The sequence below is a fragment of the Sutcliffiella rhizosphaerae genome (assembly GCF_917563925.1).
Classification (GTDB): Bacteria; Bacillota; Bacilli; order Bacillales; family Bacillaceae_I; genus Sutcliffiella_A; species Sutcliffiella_A rhizosphaerae.
The window spans coordinates 58,715-75,780 of record NZ_CAKJTJ010000008.1 but is presented as its reverse complement, the minus strand read 5'-3'; the positions used below and the strand labels follow the sequence as shown (position 1 = coordinate 75,780).

Genomic DNA, 17,066 nt, shown 5'->3' with positions numbered 1-17,066 from the left:
AAAACGCCAACAGGCTTTTTCGATAGGGTCCTATCTCAATTACGTATGGAGGTGAAAACATTCAAACAAAACGAATCTAGCAATCTGTAGCTCTTGCCCATTGAAAATTATGAAAAAGGCAGGTAAAAAGGAATGTGGAAAAAATGGATAAAAGTCTTGTTTGCTCTGACATTAGTACTCTCACTTCTTCCAGTTAGTCAACCTTCTGCTGACGATGATGTCATTGAAGTGGAAGCTGCCCCGGAAGATATTACAATTGATCCAGTAGGGAAAATGAAACAGATTACCTTTATTGATGAAAGCTTTGAAGGAAAAGCAGATTTTATCGGACTCTACACCTCTGAGTTTGCTCGTGAAATACTAGTCAAGCGTTTATGGGTGGCTGTTATCGTGAGCCCGAATAATGAAGTGCTTCGTGTTGTTAGCCCATCTATTAATGGAGAGGTTCCTATTTGGGAGCCAGAGCAAATGGTGGAAATACCAGAAGGTGGATATTTACTATTGGCTCATGATGATTCTTGGGCCAACAAGGATTATCGGAAATTTCTAGCAGCGAATTTTACAGAAGGGGATATAATCAAGCTTAGAAAAAATGGAGAGGTAGTTCCCATCACTGAATTTATGACAGGGGATGGGCTAATTCCCGGCATTAACCTCCATAATGAATCCCTCTACACTGTAACAGAACCAACTACAGAAATCACCGGAAGTATACGCAATTTCGAGCAAGGAGAAACCTATCTTCTACGTGTAAATAACGAGGAGGTTGAAGTTAGCGCGGATGGAACATTTGCTTTCCAATATCCGTTAAGCTCCAAGACAAACTATATCGACTTAACTATATATAAAGACGGAACGCTTCATGCGACAGAATCACTCGTTGTTTTTTATAAGGATTATGTGGAAGAAAAAAAGGACGTTTTTCTATGGGTTGACCAGGCTGCAAATGCTCGGAAATTCCAAAGCTCACAAAGTATATATGACATGCTTGTACTAGCCAAGGATGCTGGTGTGACAGCAATTGCACTAGATGTCAAAGGTGTGGAAGGCTTTGTATCTTACAAAAGGAATGACCTGACAAATAGACCTTATGTAAGTGAAATGACTGCTTCGGCAAGAGCTGGTGCAAACCCTGATCTTGACCTGCTCCAAGAATTCATTACTCATGCTCACAGTCTAGGATTGACTGTTCATGCTGCAGCCAATGTGTTTGCGGAAGGCTCCATTGCCTTTGATGAATATGCGGTTTTGGACGATCATCTTGATTGGGAAGAAAAAATATACCGTCCTGAAGATGGAGGAGAGATTAAACGGTTAAGAGAGAGCCATTATGGGAAAAATGGGGCGCTGGTGGCGTTTGTAAACCCAGCCAATCCGGATGTGGTGGATTATCAGTTAAGGACATTTGAAGAGATTATTAAAAATTATGAAGTGGATGGAGTTATTCTTGATAGAGGGCGTTATGACAACTATTTTGCTGACTTTAGTGATATATCTAAAGCACAATTTGAGGATTTTCTTGCTGAACGTGGAAAGGGACTGACTAGTTGGCCAGCGGATGTTTTTACGTATGACGGAAATAGAAGAGTAGATGGACCGCTGATTAATGAATGGTTTACGTACCGGGCAAGTGTGATTAAAAGCTTTACAAGCCAGTTACGTGAAGTAGTAGACGAATACAATGTTGAAAGTGAAAAGGATATTCAAATATCATCATACGTTGGCTCATGGTATGATTCCTATTACTTGAATGGAGTGAACTGGGCAAGCCCGAACTTTGAGTATAATCCAAGGCTAAAATTCCCTAATGACAGCCTTTATACGGCAGATTATGCCCAATTTGGCTACACGGATGACCTCGACTTTCTAATGATAGGTACGTATCAAAATACAGCCGCTGAGGTTAAGAAATACATTACTCTTGGCAATGTTTTGATGAATGGGGATCTCCCTGTATATGCAAGTATGGCACTTGCAAATCACCAAGAACCAACACTGCAACGGGAAGTATTCCAAGCTGGTTTACAGAACTCTGCAGGCTTGATGATTTTTGACTACTCACAGGCAAACTTTCCGGTAATAAAAGCATCCATCAATGATGAGGAATATGTAAAGGATTACGAAATCGGAATTAGTGATCCAGGCGATATTACCAAACCGATTCACGCTGATTTTTACAATGTCAACCGTAATGAGGATAACATTAACGTCTATTCTGATTCCTTCGGATATTCAACAGGAACGAATAAATGGGGTGTGGAAGCAATTATTGATGAAAATGGAAAAGTGATAAAAATGGTAAACAAGCAGCAGGCAGTGAATTGGAGCTGGGTGAATGTTGAAGATAACAATAGCGTGATTCCAGAAGGTGGATTTGTCATTTCAGCTGCCGATGCTTCCGGGGTCAGGGAAAGAAGGCAGCGGGTAGCAAACGCATACAATGTTGGGGATGATGTCCGAGCAGCTTTATTGCGTGGTTATCTAGATTATGACGGCAAATCATTTACCAGGGATGAAATTACCTTGACTGGAAATGTGCAAGTAGTAGGAACAGGACATGCGACAGTTAAAGTAAATGATGCCATTGTAGAAGTGGGGGGCAATGGAGTATTCTCGACTCCGCTTACTTTGGAACTTGGAGAAAATGACGTGAGAATAATAGTCCTTGTGGATGGTATGGTCACACATGAGAAAACAATAAGTATCGAAAGAGTCGAGCTAGATGTCCTTGAGACAGTGACGGAAGCAAAGGATCTCATCCAAGAGTTTGTAAGTAATAGAGGAATTCGAACTGCACTTGTGACACAGCTGAACAATGCGGAGCGTCACTATCACAAAATGTTGGAGCATAGAAATAACGGAAACGAACAAAAAGCGTTAAAGGAAGAAAAGCTTTACAAAGATTCGGTTAAAAAAGTAATACAGCAGCTTGATAAACATGCAGGTAAACATGTGGAAGAAGAACATGCTAGAGAAATCATAGAGCTTTTAGAGAATCTTCTCTAAAAGCTACTTATAGGCATCCAGGTTTGCTAACTGTGGATGCCTTTTATTTTGTTAATTTTCAGAATAAACTAAATAAATACTTTACAAAAGATTTGTGGGCACTTATTATGGAGGTATACTCCAATAAAAATATAAAATTTAGGAGGATAATTCCACCAGTAAGATGGAATTCCTTACTAGGAGGCGATATTTTTGCCCAATAACTCCTATATGGACGGTTTTTATAAGTTTTGCTTAATGTTTGCAAGGCTTGCGTATGTGAATATACTGTGGATATTTTTTATTCTACTAGGTTTAGGAATTTTCGGTTTTTTTCCTTCAACGGTTGCGATGTTTACTCTAATTAGGCAATGGGTGCAAGGTAATGTGGATGAGCCTGTCTTCCGTACATTTTGGAACACCTATAAAAGGGAATTCGTAAAGACGAACCTCATAGGCATCACCTATTATGCAGCAGGTCTAATCCTTTATATTGATATTCTTTACTTTTCGTCCCCCCACACCATTTTTTTACTTTTTCTTTACTACTTCTTTTGGGTTTTAACTGGTATTTACCTACTTCTCGGTATTTTTCTCTTCCCAGTCTATGTTCATTACCAATTAAAATGGTGGCAGTATTTCAGATCTACACTTTTGATAATGCTTATGAATCCACTTGTAGTCGTGTCGTTTCTCTTGGTATTAGGAGGAGCAGGAATCCTTTTGAGGGCAATTCCAGGTCTTATCCCCTTATTCTCTGGTAGTGCAATAACCTATATTCTTATGCTTATTAGTTATCGGACTTTTTCTAAAATGGAAGCGCTTACTGATTCCTCGTCGGCCAGCACCCTTCGGACGGTGGATTAGCATATTTGTTTTAAAAGTAGTCTCACTATATAACAGGATGTGAAAAAATGGCATATAAAGATTTCTTCAACAAAATAAAAGGAGAATTAATTGTCTCTTGCCAAGCACTCCCTGAGGAACCTCTTCATGGTCCAGAAACGATGGCAAAAATGGCACTTGCAGCAAAAATTGGCGGGGCAAAGGCAATTAGGGCAAACGGGGTAGTGGACATTCTTGCGATTAAAGCAGCCACAAGCCTCCCAGTTATCGGATTAATTAAACAAGAATACACTAATTCTCCAGTTTACATCACACCAACAAAAAAAGAATTACAAGCATTGATGGATGCAAAAGTAGAGGTGATAGCACTGGATGCAACTAGTCAATCTCGACCAAATAGAGAGGCACTCGGTGAGATGATTGCATACATACGAGACCACAGCAATTGTTTGATAATGGGAGATGTGTCAAATTTTGAAGAAGGGATAGCGGCTGCGTGGGCCGGTGTAGATATGATTTCTACTACATTATCAAGCTATACCCCCTATACGAAAAACCGCCTAATCCCGGATTTACCGCTTATTGAGGAATTAGCAAAAGCTAGTAAGGTGCCTGTTATAGCGGAAGGGAATATTAAAACTCCTGATGAAGCTGCTGAGGCACTACGCCTTGGAGCACATGCAGTTGTAGTAGGTACAGCCATTACAAGACCACAAATCGTAACCAAATATTTTCACGATGCGATTAGAAGAACAGCAGTAAAAATTTCAGAAAAGAAAATATAAAAATTAGCAAGGAGGAAGTGAATGTTACGGCATATAGAAGAGACGAGAAGACAGCTGGAATCATATTCTCCGTCCTTGACTAAACAACCTGACCACGATGAATTTTGGGAAAAGACTCTGAAAGAAGTAGGAGGCTGTGCCCTTCATGAAAAAGTGGAGCGAATAAGCTATCCCATTAAACAAATCAACGCCTATGATGTGAGCTATCACGGCTTTGACGATACACCCATAAAAGCTTTTTACATTACTCCTGCAAAAATAGAGGAGAGGGTGCCGTGTATCATCATTTTTCATGGTTATGCAGGACATAAAAATTCTGTTTCTCACTATATGAAATGGCTGATTCAAGGCTATGCGGTGTTAGCTGTCGATTGTCGTGGCCAAGGTAGGACGGGGGATTACTCTCGGTACACTTCTGACGAGATGGGGACATGGGTAACAAAAGGAATACTTGATAAGGAAGAGTATTATTATCGAAAAGTATTTATGGACGGGGTAAAGGCAATTGATTTCGTCTGTAATAGGGAGGAAGTCGATAAAGAACGGATCGCTCTAATGGGAGCAAGTATGGGTGGTGGAATCGCTCTTGCTGTTGCCGCACTTGACGATCGTCCGAAACTAGCGGTGGCTGATGTTCCCAACCTGTGTGATATTCCTCTTGCCATGAAGCTAAAATTTGAAGGATCCCTTACGGTGGTGGAACAATTTCTACATCGGCATCCTGAGAATATAGAAAAGGTCTACACTACGCTCACATACTTTGATAATTTAAATCTTTGCGAACGTATCAAGTGCCGAGTAAGAATGACGGTGGGTCTTAAAGACCTGATTTGCCCTCCGATGTCCATTTTCGGGGTTTATAACTCAATTAAAGCACCAAAATCAATAGAGGTATTTCCTTTTTCGGGTCATGATATGGCAATTATCGAGCATCTTGACAAGACACTAGCTTACGTAAATGAGCATTTATAAGCAATCAATCACGATACAGGATGTCAGACTAAATAGAAGGTGGAAAATTTAAATGAGCAGAGTAAATTATCCGATGAATCCAGATGTAATGATAACTAGTATTTTTCAGTCTTTGACAAAATCAGAGCAGAAAGTAGCAGAGGTGGTGAGAAACCGTCTAAAGGAGGCTGTTTATTGGTCTGTTTCAGATTTATCCGAACACGCTGGGGTAGGAGAAACAACCGTTATTCGTTTTTGCAGAAAGCTTGGTTATCGCGGGTATCAGGATTTCAAGCTGGCAGTTGCACAAAATGGTACCGAATCCACCATACAAGAATATGGCGAGGTTCAGGACGATGACAGCATGTTTCTATTGGCTCAAAAGGTAACAGCCGAAAACAAGGCAACCTTACAGAATACGGTAAGTTTGGTGCATCCCGAATCAATGGAGGAAGCAGCCAATAAAATTATTGTTGCCAATAAAATATATTTGTTTGGAGTTGGGGCATCAGGAATTATGGCCCAGCAAGCACAATATAGGTTTATGCGTTTAGGATATCATGCGGAATGTGCTTCCGACTCCCATGTTATTGCGATGAATTGTTCCCTTGTAAGAAAGGGTGATGTGGTCATCGGCCTTTCTACTTCGGGAAGTACGAAGGATCTCGTGGATGCCATAGCAATAGCGAAATCAAATGGGGCTTATATTATTTGTATTACTAATCATATGAAATCTCCAGTAACCAAGCATGGAGATGTGGCACTGTTGACATCAGGAGTAGAAGATCCACTCCACGGCGGAGCTTTTTCATCACTTATTTCACAGATGCATGTTTTAGATATGCTCACTAGATACATTGAACGACAACAAAAAGATAAGTCTCTGCTGGCACTCCAAAAAACAGCAAAAGCTGTATCGGATAAATTGTATTAGGAGGCCCTGTATGAAAAACAAGGAACTTTCTGCAGACATTATCATTATTGGTGGAAGTACAGGTGGAGTTTCCGCAGCCTTAGCTGCTGCAAAATCTGGTTGTCGCGTCATTTTGACAGAGGAAACGAGATGGATTGGTGGCCAGTTAACCAATCAAGCTGTCCCCCCAGATGAACATCGTTGGATTGAACAGTTCGGCTGTACAAGAAGTTATAGAACGTATCGCAATAAAGTTAGAAACTATTATTTCTCTCACTTACCCTTAAATGATAAAGCGAGAGCGATGCCGCACTTCAATCCTGGGAATGCCATCGTCAGCAGAATTTCTCATGAACCGCGTGTGTCATTAGCCGTACTTCTTGAAATGCTGGCACCTTATATACATAGCGGGAAAGTAATCGTCTTAACCGAAACAAAAGCGTTGTCAGCGGAAGCTGATGGGGATGAGATCAGGATGGTGGTAGCCGAAAATCTCCAAACGAAGCAAAAATACACCCTTTCGGCACCATTTTTCCTTGATGCGACAGATTGCGGAGACTTACTTCCTCTTGCAGGAGTGGAATATGTGACAGGGGCGGAATCACAACAAGAAACAGGGGAGCCTCATGCGAAACAAGGAAACGCGGATCCTTTGGATATGCAGGCCATTACTCATTGCTTTGCACTGGATTATATAGAAGGTGAGGATTTTACCATTGAAAAGCCAGAGCGCTACGATTTTTGGGAAAACTATCAGGCTGAATTTTGGCCAACTAAACAGTTGGATTGGACCGCTGTCAATCCTATCACACTCGAACCAAATACTTATGGTTTTTTTCAGGAAAAAGGAAAATTCTCGTTATGGGAGTATCGAAGATTAATAGATAAATCATTGTTCAAAGACAACCTTTATGAAGGGGACATTTCATTAATCAATTGGCCGCAAAATGATTACTGGCTTGGTCCTATTATCGATGTGAGTGAGGAGGAACGACGGACCCATCTAGAAGGGGCAAAACAGCTTAGTCTATCCCTCCTTTATTGGATGCAAACGGAGGCACCTAGACCAGATGGGAAAGAGGGTTACCCTGGACTCCGTCTTCGTCCAGATGTTGTAGGAACAGAGGATGGCCTGGCTATGTATCCTTACATTCGTGAATCACGAAGAATTAAAGCGGAATTCACCGTATTGGAACAGCATATAAGCACAGCAGTACGTGGAGAACATGGTGCAGAAAGGTTCTTAGACTCTGTAGGAATTGGCTGTTATCGAATAGATCTACATCCAAGCACAGGTGGGAAGAGTTTTGTGGATATCTCTAGTCTTCCTTTTCAAATACCACTTGGAAGCCTTATCCCAGTTAGGGTAAACAATCTGCTACCTGCCTCAAAAAATTTAGGTGTTACCCATATCACTAATGGCTGTTATCGGCTTCATCCAGTCGAATGGAACATTGGCGAGGCTAGTGGGTTTCTGGCCGCTTACTGCATACAAAAAGGGTATACTCCGCGCCAAGTCCGTAATAGCGAAAGGTTACTGCAGGATTTCCAGCAGCTTCTTGTAAAAGAAGGGGTCGAGCTTTCCTGGCCAGTCACTCATTCTGTTTAGGTGGTTATTTTCTTGGCAAGAAAGGAGGTTCTTAATCATGTCAAATGACACCATACTAGAAACGACAAAGCAAACAAATTTCGAGAAGAAGGTAAACCCAAAAGTAAAACCTAAAAATGTGTTTCTCAAGTATTGGGATCTGTATCTGTTGATGATTCCAGGAATATTATTTTTTATCATTTATAAGTACGTCCCGATGTGGGGAATTGTTATTGCATTTCAGGACTACAGTGTTTTTGCTGGTATCCAAGGTAGTGAATGGGTTGGTTTCAAGCATTTTGAAAGGATGTTTCAGTCAGAGGAATTCTACCGAATATTCTCCAACACCTTATTAATCAGCCTATACAAGCTATTCTGGGGATTTCCTGCCCCAATTATTGTTGCACTTATGTTAAATGAATTGAGAAATATGATGTATAAACGCACCGTCCAAACTATCATCTATATGCCTCACTTTTTGTCTTGGGTCATTGTCGGTGGAATTATGATGAATCTGCTAGGACCTTCAACCGGAATTGTGAACACATTTATTCAGTTCCTTGGATTTGAACCTATCTATTTTATCGCTGATGATAGCTGGTTCCGTACAGTTTTAGTAACTAGTGATCTTTGGAAAAGTGTAGGTTGGGGAACGATTCTATACTTAGCGGCGCTTGCAGGTATAAACCCTCAGCTATATGAGGCCGCTACGGTAGATGGAGCAAGCAAATGGCAACAGACATGGCATATTACGCTTCCTAGTCTCCTACCAACCATCGTCATTCTATTTATCCTTCAGATGGGAAATATTCTTGAAGTTGGATTTGAGCAAGTGTTCATTTTGCTAAACCCACTTGTTTACAATGTGGGAGATGTTTTTGAAACCTATGTGTACCGTGTCGGTGTCACACAGGGGCAATTCAGCTATACAACGGCTGTCGGACTTTTTAAATCAGTGATTGCCTTAATCCTAGTTGTTGCTGCAAATAAAATCGCAAAAAAACTGGGACAAAACGGCATATGGTAAGGAGGTGCCTGGAATGGCAGTAATGCAAACTAAAGGAGAAAAGGCTTTTTCCATCTTTAACTATCTGATTCTGGGTGGCTTTGCACTATTATGTCTTTTTCCCTTTCTACATGTAATCGCCCAGTCCTTGAGCAGCCAGCGGGCAATCGTTTCGGGGGAGGTCATTTTCCTTCCAATTGAAACAACCTTTCTGGCATATAAAGAGGTTTTTATGGATCAGCACTTTCTCCGCGCATTTGGAGTAAGTGTGGCAAGAACGGTTGTGGGGACTTTTATTAACGTATTTCTCACTTGCCTAATGGCCTATCCATTATCTAAAACCTATATCAAAGGAAGAGGTATCATTTTGTTTATGGTCGTTTTCACGATGCTCTTCAGTGGTGGGATGATACCTACATATCTCGTGGTGAGGGAAACAGGATTGTTAAATACATTTTGGGCATATATCATTCCCACTGCCATCAGTGCATTTAATTTAATTATTGTTAAAAATTTCTTTCAAAGCGTACCAGCAGAACTGGAGGAATCCGCAAAGATGGATGGTGCCTCCAATATTGGCATTCTGTTTAAAATAGTAATACCACTATCGATGCCTGTTATCGCAACAATCGGTCTATTTCATGCAGTTTTTCATTGGAATTCATTTTTTGATGCAGTACTCTATATCAATGATCGAAGCTTGTATCCGCTTCAGGTGTACCTGCGTGAACTCATTCAGTTTGACCAATCTGAAATCAATCTCCGGGATAATTTTGAACAACAATTATTGGCAAACGAATCGTTGAAAGCAGCTGCCTTGATATCAAGCACGATTCCAATATTGATTGTTTATCCATTTTTGCAGAAGTATTTTGTCAAAGGAGTCATGCTTGGTTCTGTAAAAGGCTAATAGTTTGCTTACGGAATATGAACACTTTTAATTGGCCCTTTTCGCAAGGAGAGCCAAACCTTCAGCCACCGTTATTATTTTGCGAAGAGGTCTTTTAATAAAACTAGATTAATGGGGGGATAAGGAAGATGCCAATATAAAATAGCATATTACTGGATGGTGCGTCGTTCCTAGGAAGAAAAGATCCTGATAGCCTAACTAAATTTCCAAAGGGGGAAACGATTCATGAAGGGGTTTGAAAGAACAAAGAAATGGTTGCTTGTAGGTTCTGCAGCAGCGATGCTATTTGCCGCTGCTTGTTCCAAGGAGTCAAGTAGTGAAGAGGCAGAGGATTTGGAAGGTGCAGAAATCGAAATCGTTGTTAACAACTATGGCCGAAATTTCCCTAGTGATATGGATGAAAATAAAAATCCATATTTAGATTACATTGAAGAAAACACAGGAATAGATGTAACGGTTCAGGTTCCGCCTGCAGAAGGGTATATGGAGCGCTTGAATGTCTTGATGGCAAGTAATGATTTACCGGATATGATTTATAGTCCTGATGCCACTTGGTTCGTGAACTATGTTAATCAGCAAGCGTTAACACCTCTAACAGAAATTGTTGAACAGTATGGGCAAAATTTGAAAAAATTAATTCCAGAAGAGGCATGGGCGGCAGTTACGGTGGATGGTGAGATTTATGCTATACCTCATATCCTTCAAGAAAAAGGGTCCGAAATTGTGTATGTGCGTCAAGACTGGTTGGATGAATTAGGGCTAGAAAAGCCAGAGACTCTTGAGGAATATGTAAATGTATTAAGAGAATTTAAAGAACAAAAGAATAATGCAGGCTTTATCATGACAGATGCACTTGGACGTATTTCTCCAATCCTTGGTGCGTTTGGTATCCAGCGTAATCAATGGGTGGAAAGGGATGGCGAACTTATTTATTCAAGTACAGCTCCTGAAATGAAGGAAGCATTGGAATTCCTAGCAGAATTGTACGATGAAGGACTACTTGACAAGGAGTTCCCATCCAATAGCTTACAAGTTCTAGGTGAAAAAGTAGCAAATGATCGAGTCGGTTTGTTTACTGCTGCTTGGTGGGATACTCGTGGTCCAATATTGACAAACCAACAAAACAATCCTGATGCAAAATGGGAAGCATTGGAATACCCAGTAGGTCCTAATGGACATTCAGGTACGTCAGGAAGCGCGCTAGTTCGTGGCTACAATGCTGTACCTGTAACAAGTGACAATGCAGCAGCTGTCGTAAAGTATTTAGATTTCATTGTGTCAGATGGATTCCGCGATATTTTCTTAGGTTTTGAAAATGATGTTTGGAGCATACAGGATGGAGTGGCAACCACAGATTTCGAAAAGCATAATGAGCACCTCTATCGTCAAATGTATACGACAGTTGAGCCTTTGGATCCAGAAACGACTAAGATTAGACTAGATTCTCTCGGGCTTGAGTTCAAGTTGAATGATAATGTAATGAAAATTGCCGACCATGCCATGGTTTCTGAATATAATGGACCTCCAACCCGTGCAAGCGGGCAATATGGCGGGCAACTAAAGTCCATGGAAGATGAAATATTTGCGAACATTATTGCAGGAAATCAGCCTATCAGCGCTTTTGATAATTTTGTTGAGAGATGGTACAAAGAAGGCGGTCAAGAATGGACTGATGAAGTAAACGAATGGTTTGAGGAACAATAATTCATATATCTGGGGAGAGGTTTACCATCAGGTGGCCTGTCCCCCTCCTTTTTAAGAGAGTAGGTGACATAGAATGTCTGAAGCGCTTCAACATGCAAAAGTGTTATGGATAGACTTTATGGCTAATGCTAATTCGCTTATTGATAAAGAGAAACGTGAAACGTACATAATAAATGCCAAAAAAGCAGGCTTTACTCATGTAGTAATAGACGCAAAAACTCCTTATGGTTATGTGACAGGAAAAAGTTCATATGCCCCTCCCATCGGAGAGTGGGAACGCTTTAAAACGTGGAAGGACAAAGATTATGTTTTCATTATGTTGGAGCTAATAAACCATTACGGATTAAAAGCTATTTTGAAACTCGACGTTTTTGGAGAAGGTAAGGTAGGGGATTTTGTTGCTCCACCCATTGCTCCTGACTGGCTAGTAAGCTACCAGCAAAGGGCAATAAAAGATGGGAAGATAACTGCTAAAGAAAGGGAGCATTCGATATTTGTAAATCCGGAATTGGAAATAGTTCAAAAATACGAGCTTAATATTATGCGAGAATTTATTAAGAACTATGGTCGATTTTTGGATGCTGTCATTTTAGATCGATGCCGCTATCCAAAGGATGGAGCAGAGTTCATGGAAAGAACAAGCCTTGAGTATAAAAATGAGGTAAAGAAAAGAGCACAAACCATCTATGATTTTGTTCTAAAAGCGAAGCAGATAGTGAAGAATTCCCAACCTGTAAAAGAGCTTAACTTTGGTGTGTATGTCGGCTCTTGGTATCCTGATTTTCATCTAGAGGGAGTAAATTGGGCAAGTAAGGAGTATTTGGCAGATTACGATTGGGTCATTCAAGGATATGAGCAAACAGGGTATGCACAAGAGCTGGATTTTATTATGACAGGCTGTTATTATCCAGATGTTTATAGAAAAGAAGCACTCCAAAAAGGACTAGAAGAGTGGAAAAGCGTAGAAGGTGCCATAGATTTAAGCAATAAAGTAACGATGGGGGAAACACAGATCATCCCTTCCATCTTCCTACATGATTACAAGCAGAATGAAAAACAGTTTCTGTCGGCAATGGAGATGTGTGGTAGGAAAAATGGTAGCTTCATGTTATTTGATGCAGTATATCTTGAAATGTATGATTGGTGGAAATTAGTAAAATAAAGATAGGGGGATACCTGATGAAGAAAGTCATCTACCTTCCATTGGATGAGAGGCCATGTAATCTACGTTATCCAAAGATGCTTGCTGATATGACGGATATGACGATGGTAGTTCCAAACAAGGATATTCTTGGAAATATGAAAGTAGCAGCAAAGGTTTCCGCGCTTCATGATTGGTTGCGTGAGGAAGCTTTTACAGCAAATTATTTAATCGTCTCCATTGATATGCTTCTTTACGGAGGGATTGTACCTTCCAGATTGCATAAACTTTCAATGGAACAGTGTATGGAGAGGCTGGCCATATTGCAAGAATTGAAGTCTCAGAATCCGAATTTGAAAATATATGGATACAGCCTGATTATGCGTGTCCCTGCCTATAACAGTAGTGAAGAAGAACCAGATTACTATGAAGAGATAGGTGAAAAAATATATCGCCTTGGCTGGCTGACAGATAAGAAGGAACAAAACCTAGCAACTGAGTCCGAGCTGAAAGAATTCGTCCAAATTACTGAATCCCTATCGGACGAAGTGAAAAATGATTATTTCTCAAGAAGAATGAAAAACTTTTCTGTGACAAAACAAGCACTCCAAATGGTGGAGGATAACACCATTGAGTATTTGATCATTCCACTAGATGACAATTCTGAGTATGGATTCACAGCGATCGAACAACGACAATTGGTGATAGAGGTCGACACCCGTAGTCTTTTGGACCAGGTGGCCATTTATCCAGGTGCGGATGAAATAGGCTGTACTCTTTTTTCAAGAGTTTTCTGTGTTGAGCATAATTATACGCCAGAAATTTCTGTAAGATATTCCTCCACCAATGGCCCATTTATTATTCCCCGCTATGAAGACCGGAGTCTTTCTGAGAGCATTAAATCACATATTACGGCAGCTGGTGGAGTAATTGTAGCTGATGAAAAAGAGAACGATGTGCTTCTGATGGTCCATGCTTCTGCAGTCGGTCAAAAACATATGGCTGAATCTAGCCACCCACTTGAATCCAGGCACAGGACCTATTCCTCAGAGGTGAATATTAGGGAGTTTGCACAGGCAATGAAACATTTCATAGCGAAAGGTAGAAATGTTGCATTGGCGGATGTTGCGATATGTAATGGTGGTGATCATTCGTTACTGCAGCTATTGGAAAAGCAGGGGACATTGTACGAAATAATGGCCTATGCAGGCTGGAACACGAACGGAAATACGATGGGAACGGTTGTCTCTCATGCCATCATATCTTCTTTTTATAAAAAAGATTCACCATTGCCTCCGTTACATACACGATTAAGTCGCGCTTTTTTTTATGCAAGACTAGTGGAGGATTGGGGGTACCAGTCCATTGTCCGAAAGTATATATCCTATCAGCTACTTCCAGAATTGGGATTGACGCCAAGGTTTCTTCAGAATCAGGTACCACAAATAACGGAAAAGGTCAGTACTTTGTTAAATAGCTTTGTAAAAAAGAATCTGACCAAGGTTCCTGAAGGGAAAATAATGCTAGAAGAAATCCATCTCCCATGGAGAAGAGTGTTTGAAGTAGGATTTACCATTAGCGTGAAAGATGGTGAAGTAAGGTCGTTAAATCTATCGGAGAAGGAGAGAGAGAATTGAACACTTCCACATGGTCACTTAAAGAAAAAATCGGACAGATGTTTATCATTGCTTTTGGTGGAGAATCGATGACGACAGAGCTTGAACGGGCCATAGTCGAATGGAATGTTGGCGGGGTTATTCTTTTTCAGCGAAATTTGAAGGATACACGAAAAGTATTGGGACTTAATCAATCAATACAGGAAGTGGCAAAAGAAAATGGTAACCCCCCTTTATGGATAGGCATAGATCAAGAAGGAGGAGGGATTTCCTATCTCTGGGATGGAATGGTGTTATCCCCTGGAAACATGCTGATTGGAGCTACTAATAGTGAAAAAAATGCTTTTGATGCAGCGTATATTATGGGGAAGCAACTAAGGGAGCTTGGCTTTAACATGAATTATGCGCCAGATATAGATATTAATAATAACCCGAAAAATCCAGTGATTGGTACTCGATCATTTGGTGAAGATCCACATAAAGTAAGTCGTTTTGGTCAAGAAATGATTAAAGGCTATCATAAAGCCGGAATTCTTGCTGTTGGAAAGCATTTTCCCGGACACGGAGATACCGAGCTGGATTCTCATTTAAGTATTCCGAAAGTGGATAAAACTTTCGACGAACTGGATAATTTTGAATTATTACCTTTTAGAGAAAATATTGAAGCGGGAATGGAAGCAATTATGACTGGACATATCCTTTTTCCAAAACTAGATTCAGAGTATCCTGCAACTTTGAGTTCTTTCTTTTTAACTGAATTACTGCGAGAAAAGTATCAATTCAATGGCCTTATATTGACAGATTCCATGGAAATGCATGCAATCTCTAAGTTTTTTGGTAGAGAAACAGGGAGCGTAAAAGCAGTGCAAGCAGGGGCAGATATTATTTTGGCATGTGGAAGGGATGTTGCCGCGCAGGAGAAAATGGTGGCGGCAGTGGAACAGGCCGTTCAAAGTGGTGAAATAAAGGAAGAGAAAATAAATGAAGTTGTTCAGAGAATCCTCACTGTCAAAAAGAAATGGATACCTAATAGTGAGATACCAACGATCGATGTCGATACTCTTCGTGAGGATTCCTACTTTGAAACAATGAAAAGTATCGCAATAGAAGGAATTACCCTTTATTCCGATCTGCTTGACTTACTACCTTTCCCTCCTTCTGAAAAAGTAAAAGTGATAAGTCAAAGAACCTATAATGATGAAAATTATGTAGGAGATCGTAAAGCTATTGTTCACCAAGTCTTTCATTCTAACCAGTATGATGTTTTCTATTTAGAGGAGTCTGAACCAACTGATCAGGAAATACGTGACCTGCATTACTCCATAAAAGAGGAACAATATGTTCTTTTACTAATAAATGAACGGAGAACACTCTCTTCTTCTTGGAGTAATTTATTTCGTACATTGTTTCAAAAAACGAAGAAGATTGTCGTTGTCTCTCTATGGAATCCACAAATATTGGTGGAGCTGCCTAAAGAATTGGGAACTTATATTATGACTTACAGCAATACAAATGAAGTAATGAAAGCATTGAAGGATTTGTTGGAAGGAACTAATGCTTTCAAAGGAAAATCCCCTGTAGAGCTCCTTAGTCCATCTAGAATAAATCAGAGAGAACTTCTTTGATGGAGTATAGTATTGGTGTCGACATTGGTGGTACGAAAATAGCTGCAGGGGTAGTAAAAACGGATGGAGAAGTAGTATTCAAAAAAATAGTAGAGACTCCTAGGATAGGAAGAAAAGAAATTCTACAAGTATTGAGAAATATATTGGAAGAACTGATGGCATGGGCAAATGATAATGGAATTATTCTAAAGAGCATTGGTATTGGAACCGCTGGTCAGGTTGATTATAATCATGGCATTGTTCTATCAGGAACAACTAATATACAAGATTGGAATAATATCCCTTTGCGCCAAACAATAATGGAGTACACCGATCTGCCTGTTTTTCTTGATAATGATGTCAATGTTCTCACCATTTCTGAACATCTTTTCGGAGCTGCAAAGGGATATGGAAATGTCATCTGTCTAGCACTGGGAACTGGTGTGGGTGGTGGCGTCCTTGTAAATGGGACGCTATTAAGAGGGGAATGGGGAGGAGCAGCAGAACTCGGCCATACCTCCCTTAATATCTACGGAGAACTATGCAATTGTGGGATGAGAGGATGCCTAGAAACATACGCTTCCGGGACATGGATCGCCAAGAGAATGCAGCGCCTTTATGTATCACAAGGAAAGCATAATGATAGAATAAGCGCTCAGGACGTCTTCCGATTATATATGGAAGGCAATCCAAACGCAGCGGAGGTTATTCAACTCATGACCAAAGGGCTGTCTTACGGAATTGTCAATTTCATTCACACCTTTAATCCACAACTCATACTACTCGGAGGTGGAGTTATGACGGACGGGCATTGGATTATCCCTCTCCTCCAGAAAGAAATAAACAAAATTGGCTTACAATCCCTCGTTAGCCATGTGGAAATAAAACAATCTCAACTAAGCGCCAACAGCGGTTTAATTGGTGCAGCAATGCTTAAGGAAAGTATTTGAGATAGACTGGAGCTGTTAAAAGGATTTTCATGAACAAAAGTGATAAGGGCGTAATAATGTAGAGATT

Annotated in this window: 13 protein-coding genes; all 13 read left to right on the top strand. The window is 40.4% G+C overall.

Translation table 11 applies throughout. The features are described from left to right. Positions 1-132: 132 nt before the first annotated feature. Positions 133-3,006: a family 10 glycosylhydrolase gene (locus LRP81_RS09600; protein ID WP_230501058.1), complete on the top strand. Its 2,874-nt coding sequence runs from the start codon at positions 133-135 to the stop codon at positions 3,004-3,006. A gap of 192 nt (positions 3,007-3,198) precedes the next feature. Beyond that, positions 3,199-3,852, top strand: a complete 654-nt coding sequence (locus LRP81_RS09595) for a YesL family protein (protein ID WP_230501057.1) — start codon at positions 3,199-3,201, stop codon at positions 3,850-3,852. 47 nt (positions 3,853-3,899) lie between these two features. Beyond that, the gene (locus LRP81_RS09590) at positions 3,900-4,616 is read left to right on the top strand and encodes an N-acetylmannosamine-6-phosphate 2-epimerase (protein ID WP_230501056.1); all 717 of its coding nucleotides are present in this window, start codon (positions 3,900-3,902) and stop codon (positions 4,614-4,616) included. Between the two features lie 21 nt (positions 4,617-4,637). Next, positions 4,638-5,588: an acetylxylan esterase gene (locus tag LRP81_RS09585; RefSeq protein WP_230501055.1), complete on the top strand. Its 951-nt coding sequence runs from the start codon at positions 4,638-4,640 to the stop codon at positions 5,586-5,588. A 52-nt stretch (positions 5,589-5,640) separates the two neighbouring features. Further along, entirely contained in the window at positions 5,641-6,501 is an 861-nt protein-coding gene (locus LRP81_RS09580) for a MurR/RpiR family transcriptional regulator (RefSeq protein WP_230501054.1), read from the top strand. Positions 6,502-6,511: 10 nt separating this feature from the next. After that, a complete protein-coding gene (locus LRP81_RS09575; RefSeq protein WP_230501053.1) occupies positions 6,512-8,089 on the top strand; it encodes an FAD-dependent oxidoreductase in 1,578 nt (525 codons plus the stop codon). A 37-nt stretch (positions 8,090-8,126) separates the two neighbouring features. Then, positions 8,127-9,095 carry an ABC transporter permease gene (locus LRP81_RS09570; protein WP_230501052.1) on the top strand — a complete coding sequence of 323 codons (969 nt, stop codon included), beginning with the start codon at positions 8,127-8,129 and terminating at the stop codon, positions 9,093-9,095. Positions 9,096-9,108: 13 nt separating this feature from the next. After that, positions 9,109-9,984, top strand: a complete 876-nt coding sequence (locus LRP81_RS09565) for a carbohydrate ABC transporter permease (RefSeq protein WP_230501051.1) — start codon at positions 9,109-9,111, stop codon at positions 9,982-9,984. 225 nt (positions 9,985-10,209) lie between these two features. Continuing rightward, positions 10,210-11,688, top strand: a complete 1,479-nt coding sequence (locus LRP81_RS09560) for an extracellular solute-binding protein (RefSeq protein WP_230501050.1) — start codon at positions 10,210-10,212, stop codon at positions 11,686-11,688. 73 nt (positions 11,689-11,761) lie between these two features. Continuing rightward, positions 11,762-12,850 (top strand): alpha amylase family protein, encoded by a 1,089-nt coding sequence (locus tag LRP81_RS09555; RefSeq protein ID WP_230501049.1) that lies wholly within the window; start codon positions 11,762-11,764, stop codon positions 12,848-12,850. A gap of 17 nt (positions 12,851-12,867) precedes the next feature. Next, on the top strand, positions 12,868-14,466 hold the full coding sequence (locus LRP81_RS09550) for a DUF4127 family protein (RefSeq protein ID WP_230501048.1): 1,599 nt from the start codon (positions 12,868-12,870) through the stop codon (positions 14,464-14,466). Beyond that, complete coding sequence (gene nagZ / locus LRP81_RS09545) at positions 14,463-16,070, top strand: beta-N-acetylhexosaminidase (protein WP_230501047.1); 1,608 nt, start codon at positions 14,463-14,465, stop codon at positions 16,068-16,070. Before LRP81_RS09550 ends, nagZ begins: the two co-directional genes overlap by 4 nt. After that, entirely contained in the window at positions 16,070-16,999 is a 930-nt protein-coding gene (locus tag LRP81_RS09540) for an ROK family protein (protein WP_230501046.1), read from the top strand. The genes nagZ and LRP81_RS09540 overlap by 1 nt, the downstream gene beginning before the upstream one ends. The last annotated feature ends 67 nt before the right edge of the window (positions 17,000-17,066 follow it).